Annotated in this window: 18 protein-coding genes and 1 pseudogene; 15 read left to right on the top strand and 4 right to left on the bottom strand. The window is 34.5% G+C overall.

The features are described from left to right. Positions 1-112: 112 nt before the first annotated feature. On the bottom strand, positions 113-2,176 hold the full coding sequence (locus C4S35_RS02265) for a M13 family metallopeptidase (protein WP_103998600.1): 2,064 nt from the start codon (positions 2,174-2,176) through the stop codon (positions 113-115). A gap of 137 nt (positions 2,177-2,313) precedes the next feature. Here C4S35_RS02265 and C4S35_RS02260 point away from each other — a divergent pair, with 137 nt between their 5' ends. From C4S35_RS02260 to C4S35_RS02240, 5 genes and pseudogenes are all read left to right on the top strand, one after another. Beyond that, positions 2,314-2,979, top strand: a complete 666-nt coding sequence (locus C4S35_RS02260; protein WP_103998599.1) for an SCO family protein — start codon at positions 2,314-2,316, stop codon at positions 2,977-2,979. Between the two features lie 169 nt (positions 2,980-3,148). Beyond that, positions 3,149-3,394, top strand: coding sequence for a FeoA family protein (locus C4S35_RS02255; protein ID WP_073211342.1), 246 nt, complete (start codon positions 3,149-3,151; stop codon positions 3,392-3,394). Further along, the gene (feoB, locus tag C4S35_RS02250; RefSeq protein ID WP_103998598.1) at positions 3,388-5,490 is read left to right on the top strand and encodes a ferrous iron transport protein B; all 2,103 of its coding nucleotides are present in this window, start codon (positions 3,388-3,390) and stop codon (positions 5,488-5,490) included. The genes C4S35_RS02255 and feoB overlap by 7 nt, the downstream gene beginning before the upstream one ends. A gap of 6 nt (positions 5,491-5,496) precedes the next feature. Then, entirely contained in the window at positions 5,497-5,622 is a 126-nt protein-coding gene (locus tag C4S35_RS02245) for a FeoB-associated Cys-rich membrane protein (RefSeq protein WP_103998597.1), read from the top strand. Positions 5,623-6,268: 646 nt separating this feature from the next. Then, positions 6,269-6,567 (top strand): annotated as a pseudogene (locus tag C4S35_RS02240) (ferric enterobactin receptor); the annotation flags it as partial. Positions 6,568-6,651: 84 nt separating this feature from the next. Here the strand turns inward: C4S35_RS02240 and C4S35_RS02235 are convergent. From C4S35_RS02235 to C4S35_RS02225, 3 genes are all read right to left on the bottom strand, one after another. Then, complete coding sequence (locus tag C4S35_RS02235) at positions 6,652-7,086, bottom strand: hypothetical protein (RefSeq protein WP_103998596.1); 435 nt, start codon at positions 7,084-7,086, stop codon at positions 6,652-6,654. Between the two features lie 47 nt (positions 7,087-7,133). Continuing rightward, entirely contained in the window at positions 7,134-7,787 is a 654-nt protein-coding gene (locus C4S35_RS02230) for a metal-dependent transcriptional regulator (protein WP_103998595.1), read from the bottom strand. 183 nt (positions 7,788-7,970) lie between these two features. Further along, entirely contained in the window at positions 7,971-9,842 is a 1,872-nt protein-coding gene (locus tag C4S35_RS02225) for an Nramp family divalent metal transporter (protein WP_103998594.1), read from the bottom strand. Between the two features lie 91 nt (positions 9,843-9,933). Here C4S35_RS02225 and C4S35_RS02220 point away from each other — a divergent pair, with 91 nt between their 5' ends. The 10 genes from C4S35_RS02220 (at position 9,934) to C4S35_RS02175 (ending at position 21,718) form a co-directional block, all read left to right on the top strand. Further along, on the top strand, positions 9,934-12,210 hold the full coding sequence (locus tag C4S35_RS02220; protein ID WP_103998593.1) for a TonB-dependent receptor: 2,277 nt from the start codon (positions 9,934-9,936) through the stop codon (positions 12,208-12,210). Beyond that, the gene (locus C4S35_RS02215) at positions 12,211-12,678 is read left to right on the top strand and encodes a thioredoxin family protein (RefSeq protein ID WP_103998592.1); all 468 of its coding nucleotides are present in this window, start codon (positions 12,211-12,213) and stop codon (positions 12,676-12,678) included. A gap of 35 nt (positions 12,679-12,713) precedes the next feature. Beyond that, entirely contained in the window at positions 12,714-13,865 is a 1,152-nt protein-coding gene (locus C4S35_RS02210; RefSeq protein ID WP_103998591.1) for a lycopene cyclase family protein, read from the top strand. 102 nt (positions 13,866-13,967) lie between these two features. Beyond that, a complete protein-coding gene (locus tag C4S35_RS02205) occupies positions 13,968-14,378 on the top strand; it encodes a BrxA/BrxB family bacilliredoxin (protein WP_103998590.1) in 411 nt (136 codons plus the stop codon). A gap of 254 nt (positions 14,379-14,632) precedes the next feature. Further along, on the top strand, positions 14,633-15,988 hold the full coding sequence (trhO, locus tag C4S35_RS02200; RefSeq protein ID WP_103998589.1) for an oxygen-dependent tRNA uridine(34) hydroxylase TrhO: 1,356 nt from the start codon (positions 14,633-14,635) through the stop codon (positions 15,986-15,988). Between the two features lie 6 nt (positions 15,989-15,994). Continuing rightward, positions 15,995-17,236: a peptidase U32 family protein gene (locus tag C4S35_RS02195; RefSeq protein WP_103998588.1), complete on the top strand. Its 1,242-nt coding sequence runs from the start codon at positions 15,995-15,997 to the stop codon at positions 17,234-17,236. After that, positions 17,236-17,466, top strand: a complete 231-nt coding sequence (locus tag C4S35_RS02190; RefSeq protein WP_103998587.1) for a ferredoxin — start codon at positions 17,236-17,238, stop codon at positions 17,464-17,466. The genes C4S35_RS02195 and C4S35_RS02190 overlap by 1 nt, the downstream gene beginning before the upstream one ends. A 186-nt stretch (positions 17,467-17,652) precedes the next feature. Further along, positions 17,653-18,936, top strand: coding sequence for a PSP1 domain-containing protein (locus tag C4S35_RS02185; protein WP_103998586.1), 1,284 nt, complete (start codon positions 17,653-17,655; stop codon positions 18,934-18,936). Continuing rightward, positions 18,920-19,399, top strand: a complete 480-nt coding sequence (locus C4S35_RS02180) for a gliding motility lipoprotein GldH (RefSeq protein WP_103998585.1) — start codon at positions 18,920-18,922, stop codon at positions 19,397-19,399. Before C4S35_RS02185 ends, C4S35_RS02180 begins: the two co-directional genes overlap by 17 nt. Before the next feature lie 9 nt (positions 19,400-19,408). Continuing rightward, entirely contained in the window at positions 19,409-21,718 is a 2,310-nt protein-coding gene (locus C4S35_RS02175; protein WP_103998584.1) for a penicillin-binding protein 1A, read from the top strand. Positions 21,719-21,774 lie beyond the last annotated feature (56 nt).

Genomic DNA, 21,774 nt, shown 5'->3' with positions numbered 1-21,774 from the left:
GTTAATTAGTTATTGGGGTAATCTCTTAATACAATTTTAAATTAATAATAGGAGATAAATCGATTTTATGCCGTGTTTCGTGAATTGAATTTTTTTTTCAAAATAATATCAATTACCAAATTTTCACTCGGTTACTTGGTTCAACATACATTCCATCACCTTTTTGAATTCCAAAAGCTTTATAAAATTCATCCAGATTTTGAATTGGCACATAAGCACGATACATTCCCGGAGAGTGCGGGTCTGTTTTTACTTGACTTTTTAAAGCCTCGTCACGCATTTTTGTACGCCAAACTGTTGTCCATGAAATAAAGAAACGTTGTTCAGGAGTAAAACCGTCGATTAATCCTGGATTTCCATTTTCTTTTAAATACATCTGCAATCCATCAAAAGCAGCATTTACCCCGCCTAAATCACCTATGTTTTCGCCTAAAGTAAATTTCCCGTCCACATGAATACCCGGCAATGGCTCCAGAGCGCTGTATTGGTCGGCTAATGCTGTACCAAGAGCAGTAAATTGTTTTAAATCTTCGGCTGTCCACCAGTCTACAAGATTTCCATCTGCATTGTATCTAGCACCACTATCATCAAATCCATGAGAAATTTCGTGTCCGATCACCGCTCCAATTCCACCATAATTTACCGCTTCATCCGCTTGATAATTATAAAAAGGCGGTTGTAAAATAGCTGCAGGAAATACAATCTCATTATAAGAAGGATTGTAATATGCATTTACCGTTTGAGGAGACATTCCCCATTCTGTTTTATCAACTGGTTTTTTAAGTTTATCTAACGATTCTTGAAAATTCCAACGAGAAAGGTTTTGAACATTTTCAAAGAAACTTCCTCCCTCTTCAGTACTTGCAATTTTCAAAGCAGAATAGTCTTTCCATTTGTCTGGATAACCAATTTTGATCGTGATCTTATTTAATTTTTGAACTGCTTTAACTTTAGTTGCCTCAGACATCCAAGTCAAATTGTTGATTCTGTTTTGGTAGGCCAAAATCACATTTTTAATCATTTTCTCTGCTTTTGCTTTTGCTTCAGCAGGAAACATTTTCTCAACGTATAATTTCCCTAAGGCTTCGCCAATAGTGTTATTAACGGTTTGCAAAGCTCGGTCTTCACGAGGTCTTTGTTTGATTGCGCCAGTCAACGTTTTACCGTAGAAATCAAAATTAGCAACTTCAATTTTAGTAGACAATTGACCACTTGATTTATTAAGCAAAGACCATTTTAGATATTCTTTCCAGTCCGCTACTTTGTTTTCTTTAAAAACAGTTTGCAGCGCTTTCATGTATCTTGGTTGGCTAACGATTACCTGATCTAATTTTGAAAAACCAATACCTGAAAAATAATTTTGCCAGTTGATTGCCGGAGTCATTTTCTGTAAATCGGCAATAGTCATCGGATTGTATTGCAATCTATCATCTCTACGTTCTACTCTATCCAATCTTGGCTTGGACATTGCTGTTTCTAAAGCTAGAATTTTAATCGCGCTTTCCTTCGCTTTTGCAGGGTTTTCACCAATAAACTGTAGCATTCTCTCAACGTGAAGTACGTATTTATCTCTTTTTTCTTTCGAATCTTTATCCTCAGAAGAATAATAATCTTTATCCGGCAAACCTAATCTTCCTACTCCAAGACTCACGGAATTTTTTTTGCTGTTTTTTTCATCGGCACCAACTCCAACTCCAAAAAAGCCAATTCCTCCAATTGGTTCCATTTCAACCAATAATTTTTGTAAATCCTGAATGTTTTTTACCGCATCAATTTTTGCCAAATACTTTTTTAATGGTTCAATTCCTTTTTTATCTCGTGCTACGGTATCCAAGACAGATTTAAAAAGATTAATGGCTTTCCCTTGATCCGTACTTGACTTGTACATCGGGTTTTTTGAAGCCTCCTTCAATATATCCAATGCATCTTTATCCGTTTTTTTAAGCAATTCATTAAAACTTCCCCATGAAGTTCTATCACTTGGAATTTCCGTTTTATCAAGCCAAGCTCCGTTGACGAAGCGGAAAAAATCATCGTTTGATTTAATTTTTTTATCCATATTGGAAATGTCAATTCCTGGATTCATTTTTACAGGAACATTCTGAGCCTGACTGACAGTGAGTCCAAAGATTGCAGGAATCACAAAAAGAAATTGTTTATTAAACTGATTTTTCATTTTATATAATGGTTTAAACGTATACACAAACTTATCAATAAAATTTTTAAATTTTGTTAAATTTCGGACTAAAACTGCATTTTGCTAAATACTTCAAATTAAGAACTCTTTTTGTATTTTTGTACCAAATTACTTTTATGAAATCTATTTTATATAAATACCGAAAGTTCTTTGGTGTTTTATTAGTCTTCTCTATCCTAACGATTTACTTATTTTATGTTGCTCTTAAACCTAGCAAATCGCTGCCCATCTTTAATCCTGCAGACGTAAATCCTGAGCTGGTCGACAGTACCGTTCAATACATCAGTAAATATCACACTATTGCTGATTTTTCTTTTGTAAACCAAAACGGAAAAACGATCACCCAAAAAGATTATGAAGGTAAAGTGTATGTTGCTGATTTTTTCTTCACTACCTGCGGTTCTATTTGTCCAAAGATGACCACTAATTTAGTCGAAGTTCAAAAAGCAATCATTAATAACCCCAAGGTAATGTTATTGTCACATACGGTTTTTCCAGAAACTGACAGCGTTCCCGTTTTGAAAGCGTATGCGATCAAAAATGGAGTTGTTGACAGCAAATGGAACTTGGTCACCGGAGACAAAAAAACGATTTATACGATGGCCAGAAAATCCTATTTGGCTGTCAAATTAGGAAAACCGGAACAATTGTATGATATGGTTCATACCGAGAATTTTGTTTTGGTTGACACCAAAAGAAGAGTAAGAGGTTTTTATGACGGAACAAATAAAGAGGATATGAAACGTTTAATAGAAGATATTAATTTTTTATGCACAGAATAGAAGACAATTAAAAATTTGGATTTCAACCGTTTCAATTCATTATTAATTCAATAAGAAGCTGAAAAATAGTAGCTTTGATTTACCCAAAAAAAGTACAAAAATGATAATTATCATTTATTTTGGTATAATAATATGTACTTTTGCAATCTTAATTCAATCTAAATAAGATTTGCGAACTACGATACATTCTCTCAAAAAAGGCGAAAAAGCCATTATCAAAGATTTTGATATTGACACTGTTCCCTTGAAGCTATTAGAAATGGGTTGTTTACCAGGAAACATGGTGGAATTACTTCAAATTGCTCCTTTTGGAGATCCTTTATATTTGAATATCAATAATGGTTCCCATGTTGCTATTCGGGTGGAAACAGCCAGAGAAATCGAAGTTGAAATAATCAAAACCAACTTATGGTAAGCAATCGAAATATTAATGTCGCTCTCATAGGAAATCCTAATGTAGGGAAAACTTCGGTTTTTAATCAATTGACCGGTTTAAACCAACAAGTGGGTAATTATCCCGGAATCACCGTTGAAAAAAAGATGGGATTTTGCAAATTACCTACTAATGTCAAAGCTAATATTCTGGATTTACCCGGAACGTATAGTTTGAATGCCAGTTCAATTGATGAGAATGTAGTTATTGAATTGTTATTGAATAAAAACGACAAATTATATCCTGACGTAGCTCTTGTGGTTACTGATGTCGAAAATTTGAAACGTAATTTGCTGCTTTTTACCCAAATAAAAGATTTAGAAATCCCAACTATTCTAGTCATAAACATGGCGGATAGAATGGAGTATAAAGGAATAACACTAGACATTCCTTATCTTGAGCAACACCTAAAAACTAAGATTGCACTAATTAGTTCAAGAAAAGGTTTTGGAATTGATGCCTTAAAAAAATTGATTGTCACTTACAAAATAATCTCCACAGAACCATGTTTGAATGCATCCAGTATTGATCCTGAATATTTTAATACACTTCGCAAAACATTTCCCAATCAATTATTATATAAATTGTGGTTGGTGATTACACAGGATGTAAACTTCCTGAATTTAGATCGTAATGAAATCAGAAGTTCGTTTACCAAATCGCACTCAGACTTAAAACGTTTGCAACAAAAAGAAACCATAAAACGCTATCAGTTTATCAACGATGTGCTGAAAGTAGGATTGAAAATTGATGAAACCGTCGCCAAAGATTTTCGAAGCAAACTGGATCGTGTGCTCACTCATAAAGTTTGGGGCTACGTTATCTTCTTTTTGATTCTATTTGTAATTTTTCAATCTATTTTCGAATGGTCGAAAATCCCAATGGATTTTATCGACAGTACTTTTGCATCCTTAAGTGCTTTCACCAGCGAAAAATTACCTGCCGGAGTTTTAACCAATTTAATTTCACAGGGAATCATTCCCGGAATTGGCGGAATTTTAATATTTATCCCACAGATTGCTTTCCTATTCATGTTTATTTCCATTCTCGAAGAAAGTGGCTATATGAGTCGAGTAGTTTTCCTAATGGATAAAATTATGCGAAAATTTGGTTTATCAGGCAAAAGTGTGGTGCCGCTTATTTCTGGAACAGCCTGCGCAATTCCTGCAATTATGGCAACTCGAAATATAGAAAACTGGAAAGAAAGATTGATTACCATTTTAGTAACCCCTTTTACAACCTGCTCAGCAAGATTACCTGTTTACGCCATTATTATCGGATTAGTAATCCCTGACGAACGTGTTTTTGGGATTATAAATATGCAAGGATTGACCTTGATGCTATTGTATCTTTTGGGTTTTGGTATGGCTATATTTTCTGCATATATTTTAAATAAAATTCTGAAAATAAAAGGAAAAACCTATTTCGTTGTTGAAATGCCTAACTATAAATTGCCCCTTTTCAAAAACGTTGGGATTAATGTTATCGAAAAAACAAAGGCATTTGTTTTTGGAGCAGGGAAAATTATTTTAGCAATTTCAATTGTTCTATGGTTTTTAGCCTCTTACGGTCCTGGAGAAAATTTTAATCAAGCGGAAAAAATAGTACTTGAAAAAACGAAAGATAAGCCACTGTCAAAAACAGAATTTGAAAATGCAGTAGCTTCACAAAAGCTAGAAAATTCTTATATTGGTTTAATGGGAAAAACTATTGAACCTGCAATTTCGCCTTTAGGTTACGATTGGAAAATAGGCATTGCCATTATTAGCTCATTTGCTGCCAGAGAGGTATTTGTTGGTACATTAGCCACAATTTACAGCGTAGGCGGTAACGAAAATGAAGTCACCATAAAAAATAAAATGGCAGCCGAAATCAATCCTGTAACTGGAGAAAAGATATTCAATTTCGCCTCCGGAATATCATTATTGCTATTCTATGCTTTTGCTTTGCAATGTGCCAGTACACTTGCCATTACAAAAAAAGAAACAAATACATGGAAATGGCCCTTAGGACAATTAATATTTATGAGTGGCTTTGCCTATATTGTCGCCTTGGTTTCATATCAAATTCTAAAATAACAAATTATGGATATTCAGAAAATTATAGCCTTTGTCGCACTAGCAGTTGCTGTGGCTTTTTTAATTAGAAAATTCTTCTGGAAGAAAAAATCTAAAAAAAATTGTGGCGATGATGATTGTGGTTGTCATTAAAATTGTTGTTTCAAATTTATTCTTTTTTAAACCTTAAAAATAAAAAGACAATGCAATTGTACTATTTTAAAAAAAGCATTAAAATAAATTTAAAATAAATCTACCTGTTAATTTAAGTTTTTTCATTAAAAGTAACTAAACTTACATAGTACAAAAATGTATTTTTACATCCAAAATCAGTCATTTACATTTTAACTCAAAATAATGGTTTCTGATTTGAAATTGAAATTACGATGTATTTCAAATATAATTTCAGGACTTTTAGCTTTACTCCTAACCAGCAATTGAAATTATAGAATTACTATGGAATGTTAATCAGTATCTTCTTAATAATTTAAAAGGAGAAAACTATAAGGAACCTCGATTTAGCACCTGTAATTATGAAAAAAGCAAACTGTCTTTTTTTTAAAATCATTGATTTCATTGGCTATTTTTCAAAAAAAATTATTATGTAGAAAATGAGCACATCTTGCATTTATTATGTTGCAATTGATTTCAAATCAAAATGAACCAATATCAACTAATTATGAAAAAGTTAGTTTTATTGTTATTTACGCTAAATGTCACGTTTCTTTTTGATTAAAAGGGATTTCTGATATTGTAATAGACAATTCTGCTACTGCTATTCCAGGTGTTAATAGCACCGAAAGAACTGACAGCAACGGGACAAAGCACTTTTGATAAAGTATTTCAGTATAGAATCTCCTCTTTTAACACGGTTCAAACTCCTGTAAATGAAGCTACTTCATTACTTGATCTGTACGAAATTAGAAACATGCGCCCCAGTAGAACTTTGACACCAATTAACGGAAAAAGGAAAAACTTAAGTTCATTACTTTATGTTCAAACATCCCTAGGTCAAGGGGAAAAGGGTGCCGCTATTTCTGGACACAAATTGATGCTATCGAAGGCGTCGAGATTCTGTGCGATGGAGCATTTCCTCAATAGGGTTCTAATACGATAGCAGGGTAATAAGTATTATTTAAAAAAAGAGAAGTGAGGATGAAGCAGCAATTATAAGAACAGGAATTACCGCTCTGTTGCCACATATTTTATATATCCAATTTTTATATAATAATCTTTCTTGTCAACGACTACGCCTTGTTTTGGGTAAGGAAAAACACCGACATTTTTTATTTTACTTTGCTTTTTTGGAAGATATTTAGAGAACCATTTTTTGTTTTCCTCAATGTTTTTCATTGAAAAAACCATCGTATTATCCTCAATTAGTTTTGAATCTCTATACACTGAAACGATAGCTGAAGCTTCGCCAGCCCAAATACAAGTAACGCCGTCAGGACAACGGGAATCACTTACTAATTCTTTAAAAACAATTTGATAGCCTGTTTTCTTAAGACACTTTTTCTGCGCAATTTTTACATATTTAATATTTTCTTTGGGCGTGTTTTGTCCGAATGCCAGCATATTAAATAAGACTAGAAATAACAGTAGTGCCTTTTTCATAATTGATTGTTTTTAGTATAGTTCTTTCAAAGATAACGCCAAATTTCCTAATTCAACTTCACAAAAAGATTACTGGCAATTTTATTTGAAATAGTCAAATCTCTACTGTCCACATTAATTTTTAATGATAAGTCGAAACTTTCTTTTGCTACTATTTCAATCAAAGAACCCAATGCAATTCCTTGCTTGTCTAAATATTTTAGAAATTCTGAAGAGGTATCTTTAACGCCAACGCAAATTCCCATTTGATTTTCATGTAATTCAGAAAGCAATTGTTTTTCAATTTTAATGATTCGTCCATTAACATCCGGAATGGGATCGCCATGTGGATCTTCTGTTGGATTTCCCAGAAAATCGTCCAGTTTATTGATGAGTTTCTCGGATTTTATGTGTTCTAATTGTTCTGCGATATCGTGTACCTCATCCCAAGAAAAATCCAATTTTTCAACCAGAAAAACTTCCCAAAGTCGATGTTTTCTCACAATCATTTTTGCAGATAGTTTCCCTTTTTCGGTCAATGAAACACCTTGGTATTTTTTATAATTTAGTAAATCTTTTTCAGCTAATTTTTTAAGCATATCCGTCACAGATGATGCTTTGGTTTCCATCATTTCAGCGATGGCATTAGTGCTTATTTCTGAATCTGAAACAATCGTTAAATGATATATAGTTTTAAGGTAATTTTCTTCTGAAAAAGTCATATTGATTAGGGTTGAAGATTAGTGATTTAGATTCTTATCGGAGTTCAGTGAACTTCTTTTGTAGTGGAAATCCTTTACTGTTTTTCTGTAAACGACAAAGAGTACAACTGATAGCGGGACACGAGCGAAGCGAACTGACGAAGTAAATAGCTCCTGAAACTGAAATAAATTCAGCACAAAAATTTAATTCTTTACTATTAGCAACGGAATGGAAATTTTATGACGCAATTTATTTACGGTAGTTCCAAAGACTAAATCTTTGAATCCAGTATGACCATGAGTTCCCATGACCAAAATATCGTAATTCCCTTCATTAATGATGTTAGGAATCACTTTGTTTGGTTTTCCAAATCCCAATTTTATTTCTACTTTAAATCCTTTTTCCAACAGCATTTCTCGGTATTCTTTCAATAGTTTTTCGTCTATCAAAGTTTCATGGTCATCAATATTTTCACCATAAACCATCGCTCCTACCGTTTCTACGACGTGAATCAAAGTGTATGCAGCATCAATTCCCCCTAATTCAAAAGCGTTATTTAACGCCACCTCATCTGCACGGGAGAAATCGACAGAGACCACAATATTCTTTTTAGTATAACTTCCAGTTTTGGAAAATTGTAGTTTTAAACTATGTGGCGAATGATTTTGAATATCTATTTTTGCTCGGGCAATAAAAGGCTTGAATACAATATAAAGCAACAATACCAGGAATCCAAAAGCTAAAGGAACCACCGTAAACCATAATAATAGTGGGTTTTTTGAAGTTTCCAGCCAACCGTTTATTTCATCAAAAACCAGTTTGGCATTCAGTGAAACAATAATCGTGGCAACAAGCCAAGAAGCAATTTGGGTGACTCTGCCAATGTGAAATCCTTTCATTTTTGATTTATCGCTTACAAAATGAATCAACGGAATAATTGCAAAACCAAGTTGTAAACTCAAAATAACCTGGCTTAAAATCAGTAATTTTCCGGTAACTCCTTCGCCAAAAATAGAGATTACAATTACCGCTGGAACGATCGCTATTAATCGGGTAATTATTCTTCTAACCCAAGGTTGAATTCGCAAGTTCAAATAGCCTTCCATAATAATTTGACCAGCTAAAGTCCCTGTAATTGTCGAACTTTGTCCTGCCGCAATCAAAGCCACTGCAAATAATATGGGCGCCCATTTACTTCCTAAAAGCGGTGCTAAAAACCGGTGTGCGTCCTGAATTTCAGCTACTTCAAACATACCGTTTTTATAAAATGTGGCTGCTGCCAATATTAAAATAGCGGCATTTACGAAAAAAGCCAAGTTTAATGCAATTGTGGAATCTATGAAATTATATTTTAAGGCCTGCTTTATTCCTGCTTTACTCCGATCGAAGTTTCTGGTTTGCACTAATGAGGAATGCAGGTATAAATTATGAGGCATTACCGTTGCCCCAATAATCCCGATGGCAATATACAGCGCCGCTTCATTGGGCATTGATGGGATTAAACCGTAAATCACTTTCCCCATTTCTGGCTGGGCAAAAATCATTTCAAAAATAAAGGAGAAGCCAATAATTGCAACTAAAACAATGATGAAAGCCTCCATTTTTCGGATGCCTTTATTGATTAGAAACAACAATAAAAAAGTATCTAAAACGGTTATAATCACCCCTTCAATAAGCGGAATATCAAATAGCAAATTAATACCAATGGCCATTCCTAATACTTCGGCAAGATCACAAGCTGCAATAGCAATTTCTGCAAGAAAATAAAGAATATAATTTATAAACGGGGAGTAGGTTTCTCGTGAGGCTTGCGCCAAATCACGTTGGGTAACAATCCCAAGTCGGGCACTTAAACTTTGCAATAAAAGCGCCATCATATTACTCATCAATAAAACCCAAAGTAAAGCATAACCAAACTGGCTTCCGCCGGCAATATCCGTTGCCCAATTTCCGGGATCCATATAACCAACGCTAATTAAATAGGCAGGTCCGAAAAAAGCTAATATTTTTCTGAGTACTGATTTCTTATTTTGTGTGACGACCGATCCGTGAACTTCTTCTAAAGATTTTCCCATGGCTGAATTTAAATTATTGATACAAAAGTAATTAAAAAATTTGTTTTGCAAAATATAATTTTTAGCTTTACCTAAATTTAATTTAAGTACCGTGAAAAAATTAGTTATTGTGTTTATTTCTCTTGTTGTAAATTTTAGTTACGCACAAGAAAAAACTTTTGTATCGGGACTCGTTTCATCAGAAAAAAATGGTGTTCCGGGAGCAACTATTGTCATAATGGGAACTAATCATAAAACCGAAACAGATAGCTTAGGTAACTTTAAATTAGAAAACATCCCAGAAGGAAATTATAAAATTCAGGTGATCGCCAACAGTTTTCAAACCTCAAAAAAAAATATAATTGTCAAAAAAGAAGAAAATACAATCCTAGATTTTGAACTCACTACTATTGAAAATCAACTGAACGAAGTGGTTGTATCGGGAACATTGAAAGCGGTAAAAAGATTAGAAAGTGCCGTTCCTGTTGAAGTTTATTCCCCAATATTTTTCAAAAAAAATCCTACTGCAAGTATTTATGAAGCATTGCAAAACGTAAATGGAGTACGACCGCAGCTTAATTGTGGCGTTTGCAATACGGGTGACATTCATATCAACGGATTAGAAGGTCCGTATACTTTAGTTTTAATAGACGGAATGCCAATCGTGAGCAGTTTATCAACTGTTTACGGATTATCCGGAATTCCAAATTCTTTAGTAGAAAGAATTGAAATTGTAAAAGGTCCCGCATCCTCATTGTACGGTAGTGAAGCTGTAGGAGGTTTAATTAATATCATTACTAAAAACCCAATAAATGCTCCTTTATTCTCCGCGGATGTTTTTACCACCTCTTGGCTTGAAACTAATGTAGACTTAGGGGTTAAATGGAATGTTGGCAAGAAAGCAACGGCATTAATAGGAGTAAATTATTTCAAATATAATAATAGAATTGACAACGATAAGGATGGATTTACTGATGTTTCGCTCTCAGATCGGATTTCACTTTTTCAGAAATGGACTTTTAACAGAAACGAAAATCGATTATTCACTATAGCGGCACGTGCGGTCTATGAAGACCGTTTTGGCGGTGACACGCGCTGGGAGAAAAAATACCGTGGAGGAGATGAGATTTACGGTGAAAGTATTTACACGAAACGAGCGGAACTAATAGGAAGTTATCAATTACCATTTCAAGAAAAATTTACGCTTTCGTTTTCTGGAAACGTACATTATCAAGACAGTCGTTACGGTTTAACAAATTATATTGCCAACCAAAAAATTGGTTTTCTACAATTAATTTGGGATAAGAAATTAGGAAAAAATGATATGCTTGCTGGAATTGCGACCAGATATAATTATTATGACGATAACACCCCTGTAACATCAGTTTCAGGAGAAAACAATCCAGAGAAAACCTGGTTACCGGGGATTTTTGTTCAGGATGAAATTACGTTCACTGAAAAACACAAATTATTATTAGGGATGCGTTATGATTACAATTCTTTTCACGGGAGTATTTTGACACCTCGCGTAGCCTATAAATGGAAATTGAACGACAATAACATCCTTCGTTTGAATGCTGGAACGGGTTTTAGAGTTGTCAATTTATTTACCGAAGATCATGCTGCTTTAACAGGTGCTCGGGAAATTGTAGTTGCTAATAACTTGAAGCCGGAACAATCCATAAATGTTAATTTGAATTATATCAAGAAAATTAATTTCAGCAATGGAACATTTATCGGAATTGAAACCGCTCTTTTCCACACCCGATTCAGCAATAAAATTGTTTCCGATTACAAAACCGATCCCAATAAAATAATTTATGACAACATCAATGGATACGCCATAAGCCAAGGAATTAGCACAAATATAGACGTCAATTTTCCTAACGGATTAAAGATTATAACAGGCGCTTCGTTTCTTAATAATAAAAATGTTGAAAACGGCGTAAAAGAAACGCCCTTTCTAACCGAAAATTTTACTGCTACATGGAGTGTATCGTATAAAATAAAAACAATCGATTTGAATATTGACTATACCGGAAATGTATACGGACCAATGAAATTACCATTATTGAGTACTTTAGATCCTCGAAGTCCAAATTCGCCCTGGTATAGTTTACAAAACATACAACTCACCTATTCTGGTTGGAAAAATTTTGAGTTCTATGCCGGAATTAAAAACATTTTGAATTTTCTGCCGAAACAGAATAATCCTTTTTTGATTTCCAGAACAAATGATCCTTTTGACAAAAATGTAGAATATAACAATAACGGACAAGTACTGGCAACACCTGAAAATCCTTACGGATTAACATTTGACACTACTTACGTTTATGGCCCTAACCAAGGTATTCGCAGCTTTTTCGGGCTGCGCTATAATTTAAAGTAAATGAGAAAAAAATTTCTAATACTAATGTTGTTATTTTCGGTGAATCCATCTGGTTTTGCGCAGCTAAACTTGGTTTCCTTTGAACAAATAGATAGTCTTCAAAATATTGAGAAAAGGAAAGTTGTCATTTTTATTCACACGGATTGGTGTCAATTTTGTCATGCGATGAAAAACACAACTTTCAAAAACGAAAACATCATAAAGGAATTAAACGACAATTTTTATTTTATTGATCTTAATGGGGGAGAAGAACGAACAATTACTTTTAACGAAGCTACTTTTAAGTTCAAATCCACAGGTAATAATTCCGGAATACATGAACTGGCTTTACAATTAGGAACCGTCAACAAACAGCTGAACTATCCCGTTTTATGTGTTTTAAATAGTGATAACGAAATCATTTTTCAAGACAACAACTACATAAAACCGAAAGAGTTTAAAATAATTTTAGAGAAACTAAAAGAATAAAATGTCTATTTTTGATGTAATTGTCAATTTTTCAAATGAAACACTTCGATTATATCTTTACTGGAACCGGCTTGTCCGCTATGATGACCGTTTATAAAATGATGCAATCCGGTAAATTTAATAACAAACGCATTTTGTTATTGGATGAAAACACCAAAAAAACTAACGACAGAACCTGGTGTTTTTGGGCAAAAGAAGAAGTAATTTGGGAGAAGTCTATTTCCAAAAAATGGGATTTGGCATTATTTGCCAATAAAAACTTCAGAAGAAATTTAGATTTAAAACCGTATCAATACAACATGGTGAAAGGCTTGGATTTTTACAACCAAGTATTTGATTTGATTGCGAAACAAGAAAACATCACTTTCCTCAACCAGAAAGTAACTGCAATTGAAGAATCGGAAAATCTAATTCTGATACAAACTGATTCTGAAAGTTTTTCCTGTTCCAAACTCTTCAATAGCATTTACACCAAACAAAAGGTAGAAAATCAAACCAAATATCCTGTTTTACAACAGCATTTTATTGGTTGGTTTATCAAAAGTGAACAAGAAATTTTCAATCCAGATCAGGCAACATTCATGGATTTTTCGGTAGAACAAAAGGGGAACACTCGTTTTATGTATGTTTTGCCCACTTCTAAAACGGAAGCTTTATTAGAATACACTTTGTTCTCTCACAATCATCTTGAAAAAGCGGAATATGAAACTGAAATTGAAAATTATATCCAAAATCTTGGCATTAGTAATTACGAAATCATAGAGAAAGAAAAAGGAAGTATTCCTATGACTTGTTATCCTTTTTGGAAATTGAATACCAAAAATGTAATAAATATCGGTACTTCCGGTGGTTGGACTAAAGCAAGTACCGGTTATACTTTTAAAAATTCTGATAGAAAATCTACCGAATTAGTTACGTTCCTTCAAACTGAAACGGACTTCACGAAGTTTCACAAAATAACCAAATTCTGGTTTTATGATTTGTTATTATTAGATATTTTAGATCGAAAAAATGAATTGGGTTCCTCTATTTTTTCTTCGATGTTCAAAAAAGGAAATCCAACATTAATTTTCAAATTTTTAGATGAAGAAACTTCATTAAAAGAAGATATTCAGGTCATTCTAAAATGCCCAAAAATGCTATTCATTAAAGCTATTTTTCAAGTGGCTTTCAAAGCAATGAAATAGAAATCAAACTATAACAAAACTTTATAATTGAACTCCTATACTTGATTGTAAACTTTGTAACTTTGCAACTTAAAGTTATTATTTATTTAAAATAAAAAAAATATGTATCCAGAAGAAATGGTAAAACCAATGCGTGCTGAATTAACTGACGCCGGTTTTCAAGAATTACATACAGCTGAAGCAGTAGAAAACGCAATAAAATCTGAAGGAACGACTCTTGTAGTAGTTAATTCTGTTTGTGGCTGTGCGGCAAGAAATGCACGTCCAGGAGCAAAAATGAGCCTAGATAACATTAAAAAACCAGCTCATTTAATTACAGTTTTTGCAGGTGTTGATAAAGATGCTGTAGATGCAGCAAGAGGATTTATGTTTCCTTTTCCTCCATCTTCACCAAGCATCGCTTTGTTCAAGGACGGTGAATTAGTTCACATGTTAGAGCGTCATCACATTGAAGGTCGCCCAGCAGAATTAATCGCTGAAAACTTAAAAGACGCTTTCAACGAGTATTGTTAAAAATTCTATTTTAGAATGTACTAACCCTTTCTGAGTTTTAAACTCTGAAAGGGTTTTTTATTTATAAACTACGTGAACTTTGTATGATTTTTTTATTTGGAGCTAATCCTGCTGTCATTCCAATCTATGCTAAAAAGCATAGGATTTTCCCTTCCATCAGGGCTAAAAAACACAGGCCCTCGACAACTTTGCAACGCAGCAACTTTTTCCTTACTTTTGCAAAAATAATTTTTTCAACTTAAACTGTTTATAGCATGCAACTGTATAACACATTAAGCGCAGAAGAAAGAGCCATCATGATCGATGATGCCGGAAAGCAAAGATTAACTTTGTCTTTCTATGCTTATGCGCAAATTCAAAATCCAACACAATTTCGTAACGAATTATTTCTAGCGTGGAATCCTTTAGAGGTTCTGGGCAGAATTTATGTAGCCAGTGAGGGGATCAACGCCCAATTATCATTGCCTGCTGATAATTTCTATGCGTTCAAAGATTCTATTGAAGCCTATGATTTCATGAAAGGCATTCGGTTGAATATTGCCGTAGAGCATGACGACCACTCCTTTTTGAAACTCACCGTAAAAGTCCGTGACAAGATTGTGGCTGACGGTTTAGTCGATGAAACTTTTGATGTTACTAATATTGGAATTCACTTAAAAGCTAAGGAGTTCAACGAATTGCTCGAAGATCCTGACACCATTGTGGTTGATATGCGTAATCATTATGAAAGCGAAATAGGACATTTTACCAAAGCCATAAAACCAGACGTAGATACGTTCCGTGAAAGTTTACCAATCATTGAAGAGCAACTTTCAGAACACAAACAAGACAAAAAAGTACTGATGTATTGCACCGGAGGAATTCGATGCGAGAAAGCCAGCGCCTATTTCAAACACAAAGGCTTTGAAAATGTGTACCAACTTGAAGGCGGAATTATTGAATACACGCGACAAGTAAAAGCGGAAGGTTTAGAAAGCAAATTCATCGGAAAAAACTTTGTGTTTGATCATCGCTTAGGCGAAAGAATCACAGACGATATTGTTTCTCAATGTCACCAATGCGGAAAGCCTTGCGATGTGCATACTAATTGCGTGAATGAAGGTTGTCATTTGCTTTTCATTCAATGTGAAGAATGCAAATCTGCTATGGAAGGTTGTTGTTCTTCAGAATGTATGACTGTAACGCATCTTCCGGAAGAAGAACAAAAAGCCATTCGAAGAGGAATCAAAAACGGGAATATGATTTTCAAAAAAGGGAAATCAGACGTTTTGACTTTCAAAAATAACGAAGAAACTCATGGCGTTTTTGTTGCAGACAAACCGAAAACTGCGCTTAAAAAAGAACAAAAAGTCAAGAAAATATACATTGGAAAAGGAACTCACTTTTTTCCAAAACCAAGTATTGGCCAGTTTCTTATTGAAGAAGATGAAATCAAAATTGGCGATAAAATTCTAATCAAAGGTTCTACAACCGGCGAACAAGAAATGACAATTGAGAATATGTTTGTTAATGAAGTCGCTTCAAAAATTGCCATTTCTGGAGACACATGCACTTTCAAATTGCCTTTTAGGATTCGATTATCTGATAAATTATATAAAATTTTAGACTAATTTATCATGACCCCAAACAATAAAATTGAACTTATGGCTCCCGCCGGGAACTTTGAGTCTCTTCAAGCTGGAATAGACAATGGTGCAGATTCTGTTTATTTTGGAGTAGAACAATTGAATATGCGAGCACGCGCAACGGTAAATTTCACCATGGACGATTTACCAGAAATTGCCCGTCGCTGTAAAGCAAAAAAAATCAGAACCTATTTGACTTTAAACACGATAATCTACGACCATGATTTATCAGTGGTTAAAACTTTATTAAACAAAGCCAAAGAAGCAAACATCACCGCTGTAATTGCATCGGACCAAGCAGTGATTGCCATGGCGAGAGGCATCGGAATGGAAGTTCATATTTCAACTCAATTAAATGTAACTAATATTGAAACCATAAAATTCTATAGTTTGTTTGCCGATACGATGGTTTTAAGTCGGGAATTGAGTTTGCGCCAAGTAAAGAGTATCACCGAACAAATTAAAAAAGAATCTATAAAAGGACCAAACGGCAACTTGGTAGAAATTGAGATTTTCGGTCACGGTGCTTTGTGTATGGCGGTTTCAGGAAAATGTTATTTGAGTTTACATTCTAATAATTCTTCAGCAAATCGTGGTGCCTGCAAACAAAACTGTCGCAAAAAATATACGGTAATTGATCAGGAAACTGGTTTTGAAATCGAATTGGACAACGAATACATGATGTCGCCAAAAGATTTGTGCACCATTGATTTTCTAGATCAGGTTGTTGATTCCGGCATTCAAGTCTTGAAAATTGAAGGTCGTGGACGTGCGCCCGAATACGTGGCCACCGTCATCAAAACCTATCGCGAGGCGATTGACAGTTATTACGAAGAAACCTTTTCTAAAGAAAAAGTGACTATTTGGATGGAAGCGCTGAACACCGTTTACAACCGTGGTTTTTGGGCCGGATATTACCTCGGACAAGAATTAGGCGAATGGAGTGATGTTTCCGGATCTTTGGCAACGCAGAAGAAAGTATACGTTGGAAAAGGAACTCATTATTTTCCAAAAGCAACTATTGGCCAATTCAAAATCGAAGCTTACGACATAAAAATTGGAGATAAAATTTTAGTAACGGGACCAAGTACAGGCGCACAAGAAATGATTATCGAAGAAATGTATGTTAATGATGCTGTTGCGGACAAAGCTACAAAAGGAGATGACTGCACTTTCAAACTGCCTTTTAGAATCCGAATGTCCGATAAATTATATAAAATTGTAGAAGCCTAATGGTCATTGTAACCCTGCAAAGAGACAAATGCATTGGCTGCAATTATTGCGTGGAAATGGCACCGGCACAGTTTCAAATGTCCAAAAAAGACGGGAAATCGGTTTTAATCCATTCGCAAAATGCAAAGGGTTTTTTTACGTTAAAATCGCATGATCACACAATTACAGAACATTGTGAATTAGCCGCAAAAGCGTGTCCCGTGAAAATAATTACAGTAAAAGAAACGTGATATTTTTATAAAAAATCCTGTAAAATTAACCCATTATGAACCAAATCATAATGGTTTTTTTTATTAAAAATTTATGCTTTTTTGAGGTTTTAAGTCATTGTAACTTAAAATTAAAAAATACTATCTTTACACATTAATCTTTTTAAGAACTTAAGTTGCTATCATTGCAACACTACATATAAAATTATGGCATGTACAAGTTGTTCAACTTCTGATGGTGGTACACCTAAGGGTTGTAAAAATAATGGGACTTGCGGCACCGATAGCTGCAACAAATTAACGGTTTTCGATTGGCTTTCTAACATGAGTTTGCCTAATGGCGAGGCTCCTTTTGACTGTGTTGAGGTACGTTTTAAAAACGGAAGAAAAGAGTTTTACCGCAATACTGAAAAGTTGACTTTAAGCATGGGAGACATTGTAGCCACGGTTGCTTCTCCAGGTCACGATATAGGAATTGTCACCCTGACAGGGGAATTGGTCCGAATCCAAATGAAGAAAAAAGGAATAAATTCTTCCAGCAACGAAGTTCCAAAAATTTACAGAAAAGCATCTCAAAAAGATATTGACATTTGGTCAACTGCGCGCGATAAAGAAGAACCAATGAAAGTTAGAGCGCGTGAATTAGCGATTGCTCAAAAACTGGAAATGAAAATTTCCGATATTGAATTTCAAGGTGATGGTTCTAAAGCCACTTTTTATTATACGGCAAACGATCGGATTGATTTTCGCGCTTTGATTAAAGATTTTGCGAAAGAATTCAGTACCAGAATCGAGATGAAACAAGTAGGTTTCCGCCAAGAAGCGGCACGTTTAGGCGGTATTGGTTCTTGCGGAAGAGAATTATGCTGTTCCACTTGGCTAACGGATTTTAGAAGTGTAAATACCTCAGCCGCGCGTTACCAACAATTGTCATTGAATCCTCAAAAATTAGCTGGACAATGCGGCAAATTAAAATGCTGCCTGAACTATGAGTTAGATACTTATATGGACGCTTTGAAAGGTTTTCCTGATTTTGAAACAAAATTGGTAACTGAAAAAGGAGATGCCATTTGTCAAAAACAAGATATTTTCAAAGGATTAATGTGGTTTGCTTATACTAATAATTTTGCTAATTGGCATGTATTGAAAATTGAACAAGTTAAAGAAATCATTGCTGAAAACAAGTTGAAAAACAAAGTTTCTTCATTGGAAGATTTTGCAATAGAAATTGTTGTGGAACCAGAAAAAAACTTTAACAATGCCATGGGTCAAGAGAGTTTAACTCGATTTGATCAACCAAAAGCAAAGAAAAAACATCCTAAAAAACGCAAACCAGGTGAAAATGCTATTGTAGCAAATAATAATAACAACCCCAACAATAAGCCTGCAAATAACAATAGACAAAACCCTGTTGACAAAAACATTGCTGACAAAAAACCCGTAATCGCAAGAAAACCTATAATTATTACTAAAAATGAGCCTAAAAAATAGCGCTTTAATTCTTTTGGTTATATTACTTTTTTTTTCATGTGATAAAAAAAGAGTTTTTGATGAATACAAATCTGTTGGAAGTGCGTGGCATAAAGACAGTATTGTGACATTTGATCTGCCGGAATTAGATTCAACAAAACGATATAATTTATTCATAAATTTGAGAGATAACAACAATTATAAATACAATAATCTGTTTTTAATCGTTGCTGTTGAAAGTCCAAATGGCTTTACAAAAGTGGACACTCTTGAATACCAAATGGCAAATCCGGACGGATCGCTGCTTGGCGATGGATTTTCTGACATAAAAGAAAGTAAACTCATTTATAAAGAAAACGAAAAGTTCAAAGGAAAGTATAAAGTTCACATTAAACAAGCTGTTCGGGAAACTGGAAAAGTTCCAGGTGTAATATTTTTAGATGGGATTACAGAGGTTGGTTTTAGAATAGAAAAAAAAGATTAAAATAGTATTATGGCTGTCAAAAAAAACAACAATCAGACTAAAAACATAGAGAAAAACATAACCTATTATAAAAAGAAATTTTGGAAAATCTTCTTTTATGGATTAGGTGCTATCGGTTTATTTTTCTTATTTGCTTCGTGGGGCCTTTTGGGTTCAATGCCTTCTTTTGAAGATTTAGAGAACCCCGACTCCAATTTAGCAACGGAAATTATCTCTTCTGACGGCGTGGTCTTAGGAAAATATTTCGAAAAAAACAGGTCACAATTAAAATATTCAGATTTACCAAAAAATCTGGTTCAAGCTTTAGTGGCAACGGAAGATGCGCGTTTTTATGAGCATTCCGGTGTAGACGGCAGAGGAACTTTGAGAGCCATTGCCAGTTTAGGAACAAGCGGAGGAGCGAGTACATTAACGCAACAACTCGCCAAACAATTATTTCATGGTGAAGGCTCTAAATTTTTACCCTTTAGAATTGTCCAAAAAGTAAAAGAATGGATTATTGCAATTCGATTAGAAAGGCAATACACTAAAAATGAAATCATTGCCATGTATTGTAACGTATATGATTTTGGTAATAATTCTGTAGGGGTTAGTTCTGCTGCAAAAACCTATTTTTCAAAAGAACCGAAAGATTTAACAATTGACGAATCAGCAATATTAGTTGGAATGTTTAAAAACTCGGGATTATACAACCCGGTTAGAAATCCAGAAGGAGTAAAAAATCGCAGAAATGTGGTGCTTCTGCAAATGGAGAAACAAAATATCATCACAGAAGATCAAAAAGTAAAATTACAAAGTTTACCTATCACCTTACATTTTAAATTAGAAACCCATAAAGATGGAACGGCTACTTATTTTAGAGAATATTTGCGTGATTACCTAAAAAAATGGGCTGAAGAAAATAAAAAACCAGATGGTTCTGATTATGATGTTTACAAAGATGGCTTAAAAATTTATACTACCATAGATTCAAGAATGCAGTTGCATGCTGAAGAAGCAGTGGCTGCTCACATGGCAAACCTTCAAGAAGAATTTTTTATTCAATCAAAAGGAAATAAAAACGCTCCCTTTGTTAATATTTCAACTAAAGAAACACAGCGAATTCTGAATCAGGCCATGAAATCCTCACACCGTTGGGAAGTTTTAAAATCACAGGATAAAAGTGATGACGAAATTATAAAATCGTTCAACGAAAAAACAAAAATGACAGTCTTTTCTTGGAAAGGAGAAAGAGATACTATAATGACTCCGCTGGATTCTATCCGGTATTACAAGCATTTTTTACAGTCTGGACTTATGGCTATGGAACCACAAACGGGTAATATAAAAGCATGGGTTGGTGGTATTAACTACAAATATTTTCAGTATGACCACGTAGGACAAGGAGCAAGACAAGTAGGTTCCACATTCAAACCATTTGTTTATGCAACAGCTATCGAACAATTGAACATGTCTCCTTGTGATTCCATAATAGATTCACCATTTACAATTCCCGTGGGACGTCACCATGTTACTGAATCTTGGACACCAAAAAATTCTGACAACAGATACCGAGGAATGGTCACTTTAAAAAGAGCTTTGGCTAATTCCATAAATACAATATCTGCAAAATTAATGGACAAAGTAGGTCCTGAAGCAGTGGTAGATTTAGCGCACAAACTTGGGATTAAATCAGAAATTCCAACACAACCTTCCATCGCATTAGGAGCAGTAGAAATCACCGTAGAAGATATGGTTGCCGCTTACAGCACTTTTGCTAACCAAGGTGTTTACACAAAACCACAATTCTTAAATAGAATAGAAGATAAAAGTGGCACAGTAATCTACGAACCAATACCTGAATCGCATGATGTTTTAAATAAAGACATCGCATTTGCAGTTATAAAATTACTTGAAGGAGTAACTGAAGGTGGATCTGGAGATCGATTGCGCACCACCTATGGAGGAAATGGCGACAATCGTTGGACTGGTTATCCATATCAATTCAAAAATCCAATCGCAGGTAAAACAGGTACTACCCAAAACCAGTCCGATGGTTGGTTTATGGGAATGGTTCCTAATCTTGTAACGGGTGTTTGGGTTGGCTGTGAAGACCGTTCCGCTCGATTCAAAAGCATTACTTACGGACAGGGTGCAACTGCAGCATTGCCGGTTTGGGCTTATTTCATGAAACTTTGTTATGCTGATTCAGGTCTTAAAGTCTCTAAAGAAGATTTCAACAGACCCCCGAATCTTTCCATAAAAGTAGATTGTTATTCTGCACCAAAAGTAAAAGACACCACTAATATACAACAAGACACTGAAGAATTCGAATTGTAAAATTGTTGTCTAATGGAGCTTTTTCCGCTCTACGTTACCAATGAAATTCACTGAAC

The sequence above is a fragment of the Flavobacterium urumqiense genome (genome assembly GCF_900108015.1).
Classification (GTDB): Bacteria; Bacteroidota; Bacteroidia; order Flavobacteriales; family Flavobacteriaceae; genus Flavobacterium; species Flavobacterium urumqiense.
Note: the sequence above shows the minus strand (reverse complement) of the source record. Positions and strands in the feature narration are given on the sequence as shown.

Bases quoted from the DNA above. Each gene is read 5' to 3' on its own strand.
- C4S35_RS02225 (WP_103998594.1), bottom strand. From the start codon at position 9,842: ATGGGAAAATCTTTAGAAGAAGTTCACGGATCGGTCGTCACACAAAAT.
- C4S35_RS02195 (WP_103998588.1), top strand. From the start codon at position 15,995: ATGACCCCAAACAATAAAATTGAACTTATGGCTCCCGCCGGGAACTTT.
- C4S35_RS02265 (WP_103998600.1), bottom strand. From the start codon at position 2,176: ATGAAAAATCAGTTTAATAAACAATTTCTTTTTGTGATTCCTGCAATC.
- C4S35_RS02210 (WP_103998591.1), top strand. From the start codon at position 12,714: ATGAAACACTTCGATTATATCTTTACTGGAACCGGCTTGTCCGCTATG.
- C4S35_RS02215 (WP_103998592.1), top strand. From the start codon at position 12,211: ATGAGAAAAAAATTTCTAATACTAATGTTGTTATTTTCGGTGAATCCA.
- C4S35_RS02245 (WP_103998597.1), top strand. From the start codon at position 5,497: ATGGATATTCAGAAAATTATAGCCTTTGTCGCACTAGCAGTTGCTGTG.
- C4S35_RS02205 (WP_103998590.1), top strand. From the start codon at position 13,968: ATGTATCCAGAAGAAATGGTAAAACCAATGCGTGCTGAATTAACTGAC.
- C4S35_RS02185 (WP_103998586.1), top strand. From the start codon at position 17,653: ATGGCATGTACAAGTTGTTCAACTTCTGATGGTGGTACACCTAAGGGT.
- C4S35_RS02190 (WP_103998587.1), top strand. From the start codon at position 17,236: ATGGTCATTGTAACCCTGCAAAGAGACAAATGCATTGGCTGCAATTAT.
- C4S35_RS02175 (WP_103998584.1), top strand. From the start codon at position 19,409: ATGGCTGTCAAAAAAAACAACAATCAGACTAAAAACATAGAGAAAAAC.
- feoB (WP_103998598.1), top strand. From the start codon at position 3,388: ATGGTAAGCAATCGAAATATTAATGTCGCTCTCATAGGAAATCCTAAT.
- C4S35_RS02235 (WP_103998596.1), bottom strand. From the start codon at position 7,086: ATGAAAAAGGCACTACTGTTATTTCTAGTCTTATTTAATATGCTGGCA.
- C4S35_RS02230 (WP_103998595.1), bottom strand. From the start codon at position 7,787: ATGACTTTTTCAGAAGAAAATTACCTTAAAACTATATATCATTTAACG.
- C4S35_RS02180 (WP_103998585.1), top strand. From the start codon at position 18,920: ATGAGCCTAAAAAATAGCGCTTTAATTCTTTTGGTTATATTACTTTTT.
- trhO (WP_103998589.1), top strand. From the start codon at position 14,633: ATGCAACTGTATAACACATTAAGCGCAGAAGAAAGAGCCATCATGATC.
- C4S35_RS02260 (WP_103998599.1), top strand. From the start codon at position 2,314: ATGAAATCTATTTTATATAAATACCGAAAGTTCTTTGGTGTTTTATTA.